Source organism: Pradoshia sp. TA40_28 (assembly GCF_059694525.1).
This window is the reverse complement of record NZ_JCATZO010000016.1, coordinates 1-13,535: the sequence shown is the minus strand read 5'-3', so window position 1 is coordinate 13,535 and position 13,535 is coordinate 1. Positions and strand designations below refer to the sequence as shown.

The window sequence follows — 13,535 nt, the reverse complement described above, 5'->3', positions numbered from 1 at the left end:
TGTTCACATAACTCCATTTTATTTTTTCATGTGTCAATTGGTGCCTAAATGGGGAAAATTTGATGAGTAAAAGTTAAAGTAACGTTCTTGATCTACCCTTTTTAAATGGGAATACCTGTTCATTGTTAGCTTTCATAGAGGTCATCGCTAGTGCTGTTTGCTAAAAATACAATTTAGATCCTCCGGAATCAAAAAAAAGAAGCATCCCACAAGTTTTTCAACTTGAGAGATGCTTCTTTAAATTGGGAAGGGCAGATTACATCATGCCGCCCATCACTTATTCATAAAAATGCTGAAAAATAATCTAATAGATTCTATCAAAATATCATATTATCTTAATACATTACTAATATAGTTAAATATGCTGAAGTAAAAATGTGGTCAATACGTGGTCAAATTAGTTATCATTAATCTCAGCCACTTCTTAAAGACTAAATGATGAATTTTATCCAGATAAACAAATATATACAATTTACCTATTTAAAAAGCGAAGCATTTCACATGCATCGCTTTTTACAGTTGTTTCATTATCTGAATGTGTAGACTTTAATTGACAATTCAGGAGTTATTGTTAAGTTCATCAACTTCTTCTACTTTAAATGCTCTGTTCATTTCTACATCTTTGAAGTTTTTATATTGAAACAGGAATTTTAGAATCAGAACTAGAAAACGTCTCCGTAATCCAAGATTCAATCTGTGCAATCTTAAGAGAAACATCACCATCTTTATTTAGATGTGATTTAAGATGAACTCGATTTAAGAAATATAGAAACATTAATATATCCTTAGCCGTACGAGTTTTTTCATCAATTGAAAAATGTTCTTTGAATGATGTAGAAAGAATTAATTTTGAACGTTCTCCTAAATGGCTTTCTGTATTTAAAATTAATCTATACATACTGTTACTGAAGTAACTACGACATTCTGCAGGTATTTTTTCGAGAATATCAGGATTTCTAGTTAATTCTTCAATACCACATTTATAATTAAAAGTAGCAAAAGCTTCTAATACTCTTCGTAAATTATTTCCTAAATTCAAGTCATTAACTGAGTTATCAATGACAAAATCATATATATTTTGAAGTAATCTAGAATATTCATCATAATTCATAGAATTTATTGCTTCTAAATTTTGGTTATACATGTGGAATAGCTTTATCTTATTGTTACGTTGTTTAATTTCTATATCACTAAAAACTTTAGTCATATTATATAGAACATCTAAATCATGAGTAAAAATAATAGCTTTACTATGAGTGTTTCCAGTATGTAATTCGTTAAGAATATACCTTAAAAAGGAATAAACACCAACTTTGTTCTCAAAATCAAAGCTGGATAATGGGTCATCTAATATCAATATACATTCTTTTTTAAATAGTTCACTGATATTTTCATTTTTAAATAATGTGGAAAAGAAATAACATAATGAAATTATATTTTTTTCACCAATAGAAAGTGAACTTGGTTTAACTGGTTCATCTCTGCTCATTATAGTATATGAATTATATGACGAACTTAAATAGAGTCTTTTTTCATCATAAAAAATATACTGTAGATAACTATTGATTAATTCTAAAGCTATTTCAACATTAGCTAAAGCAGCTCTTTTCTTTTCTATTTTTTCTGTTGTCCTTTTAATATTACTATAACCAAGTTCCTTCTCTTTTTTTAAGTCGTTGAAGTTAAGAAGTTTTCCTTTATAAATTTTTATTAAATCTTTTGATTCTAAATAGGCTAGTTTTTTGTTAAGGGATTTTAAATCATCAAGCGCTTCATTCTTTTTCTTGATTGCTTTATTAAACTCAATAATTTGGACATTTACTTTATCAATAATATTGTTAATATCATTAATCATAAGTTCGACATCGAGTTGAGGGTTGATCGGTTTATATGGATTGTTAATCTTATTTTTTCTTTCCTCATCTAGATTTTGAAAGCTTGAATTTAATTTCTCTATTTTTAAGTTTAAAGATGATATTAAATGTTCTTCAACTATTTTATCTAAATGAGATATGTTTAAATTAATTTGTTGAGATTTTATATCAGATATTTGCCTTATTAAATTATTTGCTTCATCAGTATTTAAAATTTTTCTTATGGTATCTAAAATATCTGTTTTGTGCTGAGGATCAACTGGTTGAAAACATGTATGACAAATAGAGTTTGTACTTTTCAAAAAATCTAATGATTTAGAAGCGTCCTGGTTATTTAAAGAATTATAAATATCTAAGATTTTTTGTTCCTTATCTGTCAATAAAGGTTCTTGTAACTCGGTTGCTAGGAACTTAGTTAAGTTTTTGATTTCATTAGGCAATCTTAACGGACTCAATTCATCGATATAATTAGCCATGCTTAATTTTTTATATTTTTGAAGGGATGTTTTTAAAACTTCAGTCAAAGAATCAGTAGTTTCACTTATTTCATTGTAGTTTAATATTTCGTTAATTAAAGAATTATCTACTCTACCTGCCGTCTTATTTCCTGTTATTTTTTGATGCCTACTTGCCCAAGTAGTTTTTAATTTTTTTTTAATTTGCTCTAATATGTATAAATGAGATTCTTTGAAAGTTGGATCTAAAAGTTTATCATAGGTATTCTCAACAATCTCATACTTCGATTTCAAACCTTCTAATTCTTGGTTTAAAATATCAATTTCATTGTTTATATCAATTTGTTCTCCGAACATGACGATAGTTTCAAGTCCGTTATCATTAAAAGAAACTGTTTGGTGCGTATAATTTTCATTATGTACATAACAAGGAATTGTAGCGTTCGTTATAGGTAAAGGTTCTAAGCCTTGTCCTGGATGTTCTCTTAACTGTGATAGTTCGATGTTGGCGAACTCATTTTCAGAAGTTGGATTGAAAACTTCTTGAAATGCACGAGCTAGACTTGACTTTCCACTTCCATTTTTCCCATAAATAATAGCTGCTACTTGTTTATGCTTATCAAAGAATTGAAATTGTTTATCTTCTTTAAAATATCCACCCTTTAATTTAATTGCGCTAATAGACATTATTTAATTCCCCTTAAACATATGTTATTTATTTACATATAATTATAAAGGATAATAACCTATTATTGCGGAAATTGGAGAAAAAAGGTTACAAATTATTTTTTCATCAATAGAAGTTAATAGCATTGTACCTTGGATTCACGCAGATAACTTGGCAGAAATGATACATTTGTTTTGTTCTAATGGAAAATCTGGAGACGTATATAATGCAATTGATGGGAATTTCCCAGAACAAAATTTTAGGTTAAAGTGGATCAGAGTGTTAGGAAAAGAATATCAAATTCCCATTCGTCAAGCGGAATGTGCCATCTACTCGAATGAAAAAATCAGATCATTAGGTTACAAGCCAATCAGAACTTTTGAAGAAACAATCACTAATCTCAGTAATTTAGCAATTAGTAAATTATAAACATTGTGCTTATGCTAGGGAGCGTTATTGAATAAGGATTATGTCCTTTTAAGTTATATTACTTATGAAAGTAACGGGGCAGCATTCCTGTAATGAATGAAGAGTGTGGAGTACGTTTGTGAGAAACGTACTTAAACAACGGAGGCGTTAGTCACCACAAAAAGGGAGAAATTGAATCCTCTCTTTTTCGTGGTCAAAATGTGGTCATATAAAATTAAGCAAACAAAAAACCCCTTGTTACCAAGGGGTTTTATTGGGTGTTACATCATGCCGCCCATTCCGCCCATGCCACCCATGTCAGGCATTCCGCCGCCTGCACCAGCTGGCTCTGGCTTGTCAGCAACAACTGCTTCAGTTGTTAAGAACATAGCCGCAACAGAAGCTGCGTTTTGAAGCGCAGAACGAGTTACTTTTGTTGGGTCCACGATACCAGATTCAATCATGTTTACCCATTGGCCATTAGCTGCATTGAAGCCAATGCCGATTTCTTCTTTTTTAAGACGTTCTACAACTACAGAACCTTCAAGGCCTGCGTTGTGAGCGATCTGGCGAACTGGCTCTTCAAGAGCACGAAGTACGATATTTACACCAGTTTGTGCATCGCCTTCAAGTTCAACAGCAGCCACTTTGTTGTACACACTTACAAGTGCAGTACCACCACCGGCTACGATACCTTCTTCAACAGCAGCACGAGTGGAGTTTAGAGCATCTTCAATGCGAAGTTTGCGCTCTTTCAATTCTGTTTCAGTTGCTGCTCCTACTTTAATAACTGCTACGCCGCCAGCAAGTTTAGCAAGACGCTCTTGTAATTTTTCTTTATCGAATTCGGAAGTTGTTTCTTCCAATTGAGAACGAATTTGGTTGATACGTGCACCGATTTCGCTAGTTTCTCCTGCACCTTCTACGATTGTTGTTGTTTCTTTAGTAACAACAACTTTTGCAGCGCGTCCAAGAGAAGTTAATGTAGCAGATTTAAGGTCACGGCCTAACTCTTCAGTGATTACTTCACCGCCAGTTAATGCAGCGATGTCTTCTAGCATAGCTTTACGACGGTCACCGAATCCTGGAGCTTTAACAGCTACTGCATTGAATGTTCCGCGAAGTTTGTTCACAACTAAAGTTGCTTGTGCTTCACCTTCAACATCTTCAGCAATTAGCAATAATGGTTTACCTTGTTGAACAACTTGTTCAAGGACAGGTAGTACTTCTTGAATGTTAGAAATCTTTTTATCTGTAATCAAGATGTATGGATTTTCTAATACAGCTTCCATTTTATCAGAATCTGTTACCATGTATGGAGAAGAGTATCCACGATCGAATTGCATACCTTCTACTACATCAAGTTCAGTTGTGAATCCTTTGGATTCTTCGATTGTGATAACACCGTCATTACCAACACGCTCCATTGCTTCAGCAATCAAAGCGCCTACTTCTTCATCGGCAGAAGAAATCGCTGCAACTTGTGCAATGGATTCTTTGCCTTCGATTGGTTTAGAGATGGCTTTTAATTCTTCAATTGCAACTCCAACCGCTTTTTCAATCCCTTTACGAACGCCCATTGGGTTAGCGCCAGCTGTAACGTTTTTCAATCCTTCACGAATCATAGCTTGTGCAAGAACTGTTGCAGTAGTTGTACCGTCCCCAGCAATTTCATTTGTTTTGCTTGCTACTTCCGCAACTAATTTAGCACCCATGTTTTCAAATGCGTCTTCTAGCTCGATTTCTTTCGCGATTGTTACACCATCGTTAGTGATAAGTGGAGAACCAAATTTCTTTTCAAGAACAACGTTACGTCCTTTTGGTCCAAGTGTAACTTTTACTGTATCAGCTAATGCATCAACCCCACGCAACATAGCGCGGCGAGCTTCTTCACTAAATTTAATATCTTTTGCCATACGAAAATTACCTCCTCAAAGTTTTTAGTATGTTATTTTTTAATCGACATTTTAATTAAGCAATAACGGCCAAAATGTCGCTTTCACGTAAAATTAAGTATTCTTTACCTTCGAATTTAACTTCTGTACCTGCATATTTAGAGAAGATAATATGATCGCCTTCAGATACTTCCAATCCTACACGCTCACCATTCTCAAGGACACGGCCTGTTCCTACCGCTACAATTTTGCCTTCAGATGGTTTTTCTTTGGCAGTGTCTGGTAACACGATGCCGCTTGCAGTTTTTTCCTCTTGTGCGACAAGTTCAATCACAACGCGATCTCCTAGTGGCTTTAACAAGTAAAACTACCTCCTTAAAGTTATCTCCATTTTTATTAGCACTCTTTAACGTTGAGTGCTAACACAATTTATAGTTTAAATAAATAGACAATGATTTGCAAGTGATATAAGTTAAAATTTTTAAATTTTATCATCATTTAATTATCTTCCCCAAAACGAGTTAAAATATCCTTTTTTATATAAATATGGTAGTGGAGTCAAAGGAAAATGTTTCGTGATTGTAACTATGAGGTAAAAACGGTTAAAATTAAAGATATACGTTTTTGAACATATATAAATGATTAAGGGAGCTTTTTTGATTTGAAAAAACATTATTGGTCAATTTTAATCACCTATATAGCTATGCAATTTTCTTCTATTCTTGGAGGGCCATTAATGTTGGCCTACTTCTCGAACACAGATATTCCCTTGGAACGGGCGAGGATATTGGCAGCGGGGTATTGGATTGTAATAAGTTTCATTCTTGCCTTCATCATTACTCTATTTCTTTTGAGACATGAAAGAAATAATAGAGACATATCTGATCGCGCAAGTGTTGGAGCATCAGTCGGATGGGCTATTGGTGGGATATTCCTAGCCTTGTTTTCACAATCCCTTGCAGGTACCATTGAACAAACTATGGGCATTCCAACTGGCTCTGAAAACACACAAAATATTCTAGCCCTAATTGAGGCCGTGCCGGCTGTTATAATCGTCAGTTCAATACTGGGGCCCATTTTAGAAGAAATTGTTTTTAGGAAAATTGTATTTGGTACCTTACATAAACGATTGAACTTTTTCCTAAGTGCGTTAATCAGTTCGCTTATTTTTGCTGTGGCTCATATGGAGTTTGTCCATATCCTGCTTTATACGGCAATGGGATTCACATTTGCCTATTTATATGTTAAAACAAAGAGAATCATCGTTCCTATTTTTGCTCATGTGGCTATGAATACACTAGTCGTAATCGTGCAATCAGTTTTAAAAGAAGATATAGAAAAATATATGGAAGAGCTTAATAAAGTTCAAAGCTTTATCGGAGGTTTATTATGAGACGTTCACCCTTGTATATGGCAACAACTTATTTAATTTTAGGTGCTATTTTTATCTTTTTCGCTGTTCAAAATGTATCACGCAGCGGTTGGGATTTCTTCACCTATTTCTTAATTATACTAGCCACACTAGATGTTGGTTCAGGAATCCGCTTATTAATGATTCATAAGCAAATTAAAAAAATGAAAAATGAAAAACCAAAGGAATAAAAAAAATCTCGAAGGTATTAACCTTCGAGATTTTTTTATTCTGATTCTTCCGTGTTTCCAGATGGATAATGTTTAAGGAAATAAACTAATGATTGCAATTCTACTGCAAGGTCAATATGGTGAACCCGAATGCTGTCAGGCACATTTAGTCGTGCCGGCGTAAAATTCAAAATAGCCTTGATGTTCGCGGATACTAAACGGTCGGTAATCGATTGGGCAACCTGCGAAGGAACCGTTAAAATGGCTACTTTAATATCTTGCTTAGCCAATTTTTTCTCTAAATCATCCATATGGAACAGCGGAACATCTCCAATCAAGGTTCCTACTTTGTCAGGAGAAACATCAAACGCCATTTCAATCTTTGTATTATTATTTTTCATGAAATTATAGTTTAAGAATGCTGTACCCAGGTTACCGACTCCAATCAGAGCAACCTTTGTAATTTCATCTTGATCCAAGGTCTTTCTAAAAAAGGATAATAGATAATTTACATTGTAACCATAGCCCTTTTTGCCCAAAGCTCCAAAGTATGAGAAATCTCTTCTTATGGTGGCTGAATCTACTTTTACAGCCTCACTTAACTCAGCGGAAGAAACTCGTAGTTTTCCTGATGCGTGTAAATTCTGTATGAATCGATAATATAATGGCAGTCGCTTGGCTGTAGCCTGCGGTATTTTAGTATTTTCCTGCAAAATGAATTCCCTTCTCCCTTTTCTATCTAGTCAATCAGTATTCCATATGATCAAGTTGGCTTTGCTGGTCCTAATTGGTTATATCCCCAAGCCATACCTTCATCTAACACTTTGCTCAAACCCATAAACAGTTAATGAAGCGGCTAAAAGCGGCTATTAAAGCCTCTATTTCAATATCAGTACTTACAGTGGAACGAATAATTTTTATTCTTGTTAGCGTCTTTCCCAAAATCAAATCAATAACTATTTCCTTTTCATGCAATTGGGTGACACATAAGAATTATATCAGAAGTTTTCTTTGTTGCCATAATTCCTGCTATCCTGAGCCTATTCTTATATATTTATTTTATGGATTCGTTATATTATCGCAATTTCATCTATTTAGTAAAACAATAGGATTATGCAACAGGAATTCTGATTATTTCTTACAACTACCATACGAGTTTTTCCCTTATTTAAAATAGGGAAATAAACTCAAGGTTCTTCTCCTATTCCTATTTTATAATATTTTAAATGTTTTTGGTAATTTTTGTGTGGACGTTCACAATTTTTCTATTAAGTTGCAGTGCTTGTCCCCTGTAGGCTACACTTAAGGTATGTATTTTCTGAGGTGAGAATAATGATTATTTTACAAGTTAATAATGTATCCAAATACTATGGTGCTGAAGCAATTTTATCTAATATTAAGCTCGAAATTCAAACGAAAGACCGGATTGCTCTTGTTGGCAGAAACGGTGCAGGTAAATCTACCCTGCTTAAAATCATTGCCGGGCACCTTTCACATGACGGCGGAGAAATCTATAAACCTAAGGAAGTTTCGATTGGATACTTGGCCCAAAATACAGGCCTACAATCAGATCGTTCTATTTGGGATGAAATGATTTCTGTTTTTGAAAGCTTACAAAAACAAGAAGCTGAGTTAAGATCCTTAGAAAAATCAATGGCTGATCCTTCTGTCTATAATGATGAACAAAAGTATAATCGGGTTTTAAAAGACTACGACCGTCTGCAAGAGCAATTTAAAAATTCTGGTGGATATCAAATGGAAGCAGATGTACGCTCCGTCTTACACGGTTTACGTTTTTCCGATTATGATTATACTACCTCTATTAACAGCTTAAGCGGCGGACAGAAAACACGACTGGCTCTAGGTAAATTATTATTAACGAAGCCTGATTTGCTCATTCTTGATGAGCCAACTAACCATCTTGATATTGATACATTAAGCTGGCTTGAAGGCTATCTGCAATCCTATCCAGGTTCGATCCTAATTGTATCTCATGATCGCTACTTCCTCGATAAAGTCGTTAATCAAGTAATGGAGCTTTCACGAACATCCATTAAGAAATATACAGGAAATTATAGCAATTACTTGGATCAAAAAGCAGAAGAATATGAGCGTAATCTTAAGCTTTATGAAAAACAACAGGATGAGATTGCAAAATTAAAAGATTTTGTCCAAAGGAATATGGCCAGAGCGTCAACTACAAAACGGGCACAAAGTCGGCAAAAAGCCCTGCAGCGTATGGAAGTGATGGATCGACCTTTAGGTGACGAAAAATCAGCTAATTTTGCTTTTGATATTGAGGTGCAAAGTGGAAACGAAGTCCTTCAGGCAAATGATTTAGCCATTGGATATGAAACACCTGTTGCCAGTCATTTGAAATTCAGGATCACTAGAGGAGAAAGTATTGCGTTGATAGGTCCTAATGGAATTGGGAAATCAACTTTATTAAAAACATTAGTAGACAGGATTCCAGCTTTAAATGGAGGTTTTCAGTTCGGCACTAACGTGACAGTCGGCTATTACGATCAGGAACAGGCTAATTTGTCATCCAAGAAAACTGTACTCAATGAGTTATGGGATGACTACCCCGGCCAGCCTGAAAAGGACATCCGTTCCATATTGGGCAATTTCCTTTTTAGTGGTGATGATGTGATGAAGCCTGTCTCTACCTTAAGTGGCGGAGAGAAAGCACGTTTGGCTCTTTCCAAGTTAATGATGCAAAAAGCCAATCTATTGATATTGGATGAGCCTACCAACCATTTGGATTTAGACAGTAAACTGGTGCTGGAGAATGCTCTGATTGATTATCCTGGCACTCTTCTATTTGTTTCCCATGACCGATACTTTATTAACCGGATTGCGGACAAAGTATTAGAAATGAACACAGATGGTGCAACAGAATACTTGGGTGATTATGATTATTATATTCATAAAAAACAAGAACAGGCTGAAATTGCTGAATTAGAAAAACAAGCAGAGACTGCCTCCAATCGCTCAGGGACAGATAAAACCACGTATCAGGAAGATAAGGTACTTAAAAAGAAAGAGCGCCAGCGTCAAAGGCGCATCACAGAAATAGAAGCTATGATAGAAAAACTCGATACACGTATATCCGATATAAATATACAATTATGTGAACCAGAAATCTATCAGGATCATGAAAAATCCTTAGAATTGCAAACTAATCTTACTATCGCAGAAGAAGAATTAGAAGCATTAATGGAAGAGTGGACCTCTTTACAGGACGAATAAAACACGATTTTAAACCAAGTCAGAAATGACTTGGTTTTTTATCAACATTATTATCCACAATACTATAGTTGTGAAATAGGGTTTAATTTGATTTTTCCACATTATCCACAGTTTTTCAATCCATTATCCACAGAAACTGTTGATAACACATACTTATCCACAGTTTTCAGAGACATTCCATTTTTCAGTCAACTTTTTATCAACAAAAAGAAGAGGATTACCAAAACAGAAGTAATCCTCCTTACTTTTATTCTAATATCAGACCTGGATTTGCATTTAAATCCATCGCAGCTCTTTTACCTTTTTCAAATGCAATACTACCTGCAGCGGCAATCATTGCTGCATTATCCGTGCATAAATAAAGTGGAGGTATTATTAATTCCACGTCCTTTTTATCTGCAAAAGCTTCTTCTAACCGAGCTCTTAACCCTTTATTGGCAGCTACACCGCCTGCCAACAGGACCTGTTTAACCTGATATTCATCCGTTGCCTTTAGTGTTTTGGTCACTAAGACATCAATGACACTTTCTTGAAAGCTGCATGCGAGGTCTTCAGACGCTATGGTTTCACCTTTTTGATTGGCGTTATGCAATGTATTAATAACAGCCGATTTTAATCCACTGAAGCTAAAATCATAGGAATCCTCTTCTAGCCATGCACGTGGTAATTTAACCGTTGGCTGTCCTTCATGTGCAAGTCGGTCAATATGCGGACCACCTGGATAAGGAAGCTTTAACGTACGAGCTACCTTATCGTAGGCTTCGCCTGCAGCATCATCTCTTGTTTCTCCAATAACTTCAAAATCTCCATGCTCCCTCATCAGCACCAGTTCAGTATGGCCACCGGATACAACCAATGCAAGAAGAGGGAAAGAAAACTCAGTGAGGATCCTGTTAGCATATATATGCCCTGCAATATGGTGAACATTAATAAGTGGAACCCCATGAGCAAAAGCCATTGCTTTTGCCGCATTTACCCCTATTAATAAAGCACCTACTAACCCAGGACCTTCCGTGACCGCAATTCCATCGAGATCTTCCCAAGAGATTGCTGCTTTTTCTAATGCTTCCTCCACTACAAGCGTAATTGCTTCTACATGGTGCCTTGAAGCAATTTCAGGGACAACTCCTCCAAAACGTTTATGGCTCTCAATTTGTGATGCCACTACATTGGATAGTATTTCCCGGCCATTTTTAATTACTGCAGCTGCGGTTTCATCACAACTGGTTTCTATTCCTAAAATTAATTGATTATCTTTTACCATAATTCCACCCACATTACTAATGCGTCTTCCATATTATCTGTATAATAAAATTTTCTAATACCGCCATCTTTAAAGCCCATTTTACGATAGAGACTTTGAGCAGTTTGATTGCCCACTCGTACCTCAAGAGTCATCTTTTTCACACCCATGCTTTGTGCCTTGCCCATCATTCGTACCATTAATTCTTCCCCGATTTTATGGCCTCTCCAATCGGGCAAAACGGCAATATTCGTGATATGGCCCTCATCCAAAATGAACCATGTACCGCAATAACCAACTACCTTTCCTTGATCCTCAGCCACCAAGTAGTAAGCATATTGGTTGTTTACCAATTCATTATAGAAGGCTTCCCTGCTCCACGGCAGAGTAAACGAAGCATGCTCCACCTCAATTACACCATCAAGATCCTCTAAAGTCATCTTACGAAATGTAATCGTCTTATTCATTTATTCTTCCCTCTGTTTCTGTTCAGCTTGAGCTTCCAGCCATTTCGCTTCAGCTTCAGCTAAACGTACATAATTTGGGACAAAGGAGTGGATATCAACACCAGGCTGATTCATACCATGTATCGCTAGTTCTCCAGGTCTCGCATGCTGAAGTGACAGTGGTGCTATAATTGCTTTATCACCTAAGATTTCCGTGAATGTCTCCGTATGAATTGGAAGATCATTTCCTATAAACAGAATAGGTTGATTAAATGACTTCAAATGGTCTGCCCATTCACTGGCCAACACATTCTGATCCTCCTCCATTCTCACCAATTCTCCATTATTCCATTTAAAAAGACTTGTATAAATCTGTCCCCGTCTGGCATCAAACAATGGACATACCAAACCATTGAAATACCGTCCATTCAAAGCAAGTGCCTCTAGGCTTGATATACCTGTTAATTGTATGCCCAAACTCCATGCAAAAGACTTGGCAATGGTTACGCCAATTCTCACGCCCGTATAAGACCCTGGCCCATTAGCCACCACTATTTTATTCAGATCTCTTGGTGTGAGCCCGCATTCCTTCAAGATTGCTTCTATAGAAGGCATCGCACGCACAGAATGGTTTCGTTTTGTATATGTTATTTGCTCTCCGATAATCCCTTTTTCATTAGCAACAGCCACTCCCAGGACATTCGTAGATGTATCAATTGCTAATACATTCATTAAAATATCTCCTCACACAGCTTTTCATAAAATTCACCTTTAGGTTTTGCTATAATTTTCCGTCTATCATTTCCATCATGATATAAATATAAGGTTAAAAGTTCATTCGGTAGTTGCGCTTTTATCAGGTGAGCCCATTCAACAATCGTGACCCCTTCCCCTTCAAAATATTCTTCAAATCCGAAATCTTCGTCTTCATTTTCTATCCGATATACATCCATATGATAAAGTGGAAACTTTCCCTTATATTCTTTCATAATGGTAAAGGTCGGGCTATTCACATTTCTTGTTACACCTATCGCTTTAGCAATTCCTTTGCTAAATGTTGTTTTACCTGCACCTAGGTCTCCCTCAAGCGCAATCACTGAACCTGGAATTAGGCGATTTCCAATCTCTTCTGCCAGCTTCTGCGTCTCTTCTTCACTACTACAAATTCTCATGTATTCGGTCACAGTCATTCACCAAGCTTTATATTTTATTATTAAAGTTTACATTATTTTAGTGTGTAAATCCAATTTCGTTTTTTAATTGGTTTTTCAGATGTAAAAGAGAGCAGATAGTTAGACTATTGCTATTTTCAAGTGTGATCATACGATGATAGCTAGAATCATCTCCCAGAAATGAGGGTCATATACATCATATTTTGTTCCTGTATCTTTCTTGCAGTATTTTTGCGTCGCTTTTTTCCGGGTGGATAATTGTTTTCTGACTACACTCATACATCCTTTCATCCCTCTTTATGCATCCTTGCCCTCTCACAGGGACGGTATACTAACTTAACTGTTTCCCAACTCACCTTTCTGCCGTTATTGTACGTATACTAGGGGATCGATGCTATATAGGTGGTTTACCTCACCCTTCCACCACTTTTCACAAACTTGAATATACAAAAAAACCAGTTCATCAACTGAACTGGTTTGGATTGCCCGGCAACGTCCTACTCTCACAGGGACTCGCGTCCCAACTACCATCGGCGCTGAAG

At 35.9% G+C, this 13,535-nt stretch carries 14 protein-coding genes; 4 read left to right on the top strand and 10 right to left on the bottom strand.

Translation table 11 applies throughout. The annotated features are described in order from the left end of the window. Window positions 1-631: 631 nt before the first annotated feature. Complete coding sequence (locus AC58NB_RS16090; RefSeq protein WP_497427813.1) at window positions 632-3,016, bottom strand: AAA family ATPase; 2,385 nt, start codon at window positions 3,014-3,016, stop codon at window positions 632-634. 151 nt (window positions 3,017-3,167) lie between these two features. Between AC58NB_RS16090 and AC58NB_RS16085 the strand changes: the two genes are divergently transcribed. Continuing rightward, window positions 3,168-3,425, top strand: a complete 258-nt coding sequence (locus AC58NB_RS16085) for a hypothetical protein (RefSeq protein ID WP_497427812.1) — start codon at window positions 3,168-3,170, stop codon at window positions 3,423-3,425. Between the two features lie 260 nt (window positions 3,426-3,685). On the opposite strand, the gene groL is transcribed toward AC58NB_RS16085, so the two are convergent. Both groL and groES read right to left on the bottom strand, forming a co-directional pair. Further along, entirely contained in the window at window positions 3,686-5,320 is a 1,635-nt protein-coding gene (gene groL, locus AC58NB_RS16080; protein ID WP_497427811.1) for a chaperonin GroEL, read from the bottom strand. A gap of 55 nt (window positions 5,321-5,375) precedes the next feature. Further along, window positions 5,376-5,660: a co-chaperone GroES gene (gene groES / locus AC58NB_RS16075; RefSeq protein WP_497427810.1), complete on the bottom strand. Its 285-nt coding sequence runs from the start codon at window positions 5,658-5,660 to the stop codon at window positions 5,376-5,378. A gap of 300 nt (window positions 5,661-5,960) precedes the next feature. Here groES and AC58NB_RS16070 point away from each other — a divergent pair, with 300 nt between their 5' ends. Together AC58NB_RS16070 and AC58NB_RS16065 are read left to right on the top strand one after the other, a co-directional pair. Beyond that, window positions 5,961-6,692, top strand: coding sequence for a CPBP family intramembrane glutamic endopeptidase (locus tag AC58NB_RS16070; protein WP_497427809.1), 732 nt, complete (start codon window positions 5,961-5,963; stop codon window positions 6,690-6,692). Then, complete coding sequence (locus AC58NB_RS16065) at window positions 6,689-6,901, top strand: YdiK family protein (RefSeq protein ID WP_497427808.1); 213 nt, start codon at window positions 6,689-6,691, stop codon at window positions 6,899-6,901. The genes AC58NB_RS16070 and AC58NB_RS16065 overlap by 4 nt, the downstream gene beginning before the upstream one ends. Before the next feature lie 35 nt (window positions 6,902-6,936). Here the strand turns inward: AC58NB_RS16065 and AC58NB_RS16060 are convergent, their stop codons facing one another. Together AC58NB_RS16060 and AC58NB_RS16055 are read right to left on the bottom strand one after the other, a co-directional pair. Beyond that, complete coding sequence (locus tag AC58NB_RS16060; RefSeq protein WP_497427855.1) at window positions 6,937-7,596, bottom strand: redox-sensing transcriptional repressor Rex; 660 nt, start codon at window positions 7,594-7,596, stop codon at window positions 6,937-6,939. A gap of 251 nt (window positions 7,597-7,847) precedes the next feature. Next, entirely contained in the window at window positions 7,848-7,913 is a 66-nt protein-coding gene (locus AC58NB_RS16055) for a cyclic pyranopterin monophosphate synthase MoaC (RefSeq protein WP_497427854.1), read from the bottom strand. Between the two features lie 299 nt (window positions 7,914-8,212). Here AC58NB_RS16055 and AC58NB_RS16050 point away from each other — a divergent pair, with 299 nt between their 5' ends. Further along, window positions 8,213-10,132 (top strand): ABC-F family ATP-binding cassette domain-containing protein, encoded by a 1,920-nt coding sequence (locus tag AC58NB_RS16050; protein ID WP_497427807.1) that lies wholly within the window; start codon window positions 8,213-8,215, stop codon window positions 10,130-10,132. Between the two features lie 247 nt (window positions 10,133-10,379). On the opposite strand, the gene tsaD is transcribed toward AC58NB_RS16050, so the two are convergent. The 5 genes from tsaD to AC58NB_RS16025 all read right to left on the bottom strand — a co-directional run bounded on the left by tsaD (window position 10,380) and on the right by AC58NB_RS16025 (window position 13,272). Beyond that, window positions 10,380-11,396, bottom strand: coding sequence for a tRNA (adenosine(37)-N6)-threonylcarbamoyltransferase complex transferase subunit TsaD (gene tsaD, locus AC58NB_RS16045; protein ID WP_497427806.1), 1,017 nt, complete (start codon window positions 11,394-11,396; stop codon window positions 10,380-10,382). Next, window positions 11,390-11,842, bottom strand: a complete 453-nt coding sequence (gene rimI, locus AC58NB_RS16040; RefSeq protein WP_497427805.1) for a ribosomal protein S18-alanine N-acetyltransferase — start codon at window positions 11,840-11,842, stop codon at window positions 11,390-11,392. The genes tsaD and rimI overlap by 7 nt, the downstream gene beginning before the upstream one ends. Continuing rightward, window positions 11,843-12,553 (bottom strand): tRNA (adenosine(37)-N6)-threonylcarbamoyltransferase complex dimerization subunit type 1 TsaB, encoded by a 711-nt coding sequence (tsaB, locus tag AC58NB_RS16035; RefSeq protein ID WP_497427804.1) that lies wholly within the window; start codon window positions 12,551-12,553, stop codon window positions 11,843-11,845. Continuing rightward, window positions 12,553-12,993, bottom strand: coding sequence for a tRNA (adenosine(37)-N6)-threonylcarbamoyltransferase complex ATPase subunit type 1 TsaE (gene tsaE / locus AC58NB_RS16030; RefSeq protein ID WP_497427853.1), 441 nt, complete (start codon window positions 12,991-12,993; stop codon window positions 12,553-12,555). The genes tsaB and tsaE overlap by 1 nt, the downstream gene beginning before the upstream one ends. Before the next feature lie 147 nt (window positions 12,994-13,140). Beyond that, the gene (locus AC58NB_RS16025) at window positions 13,141-13,272 is read right to left on the bottom strand and encodes a hypothetical protein (RefSeq protein ID WP_497427803.1); all 132 of its coding nucleotides are present in this window, start codon (window positions 13,270-13,272) and stop codon (window positions 13,141-13,143) included. Between the last annotated feature and the right edge of the window lie 263 nt (window positions 13,273-13,535).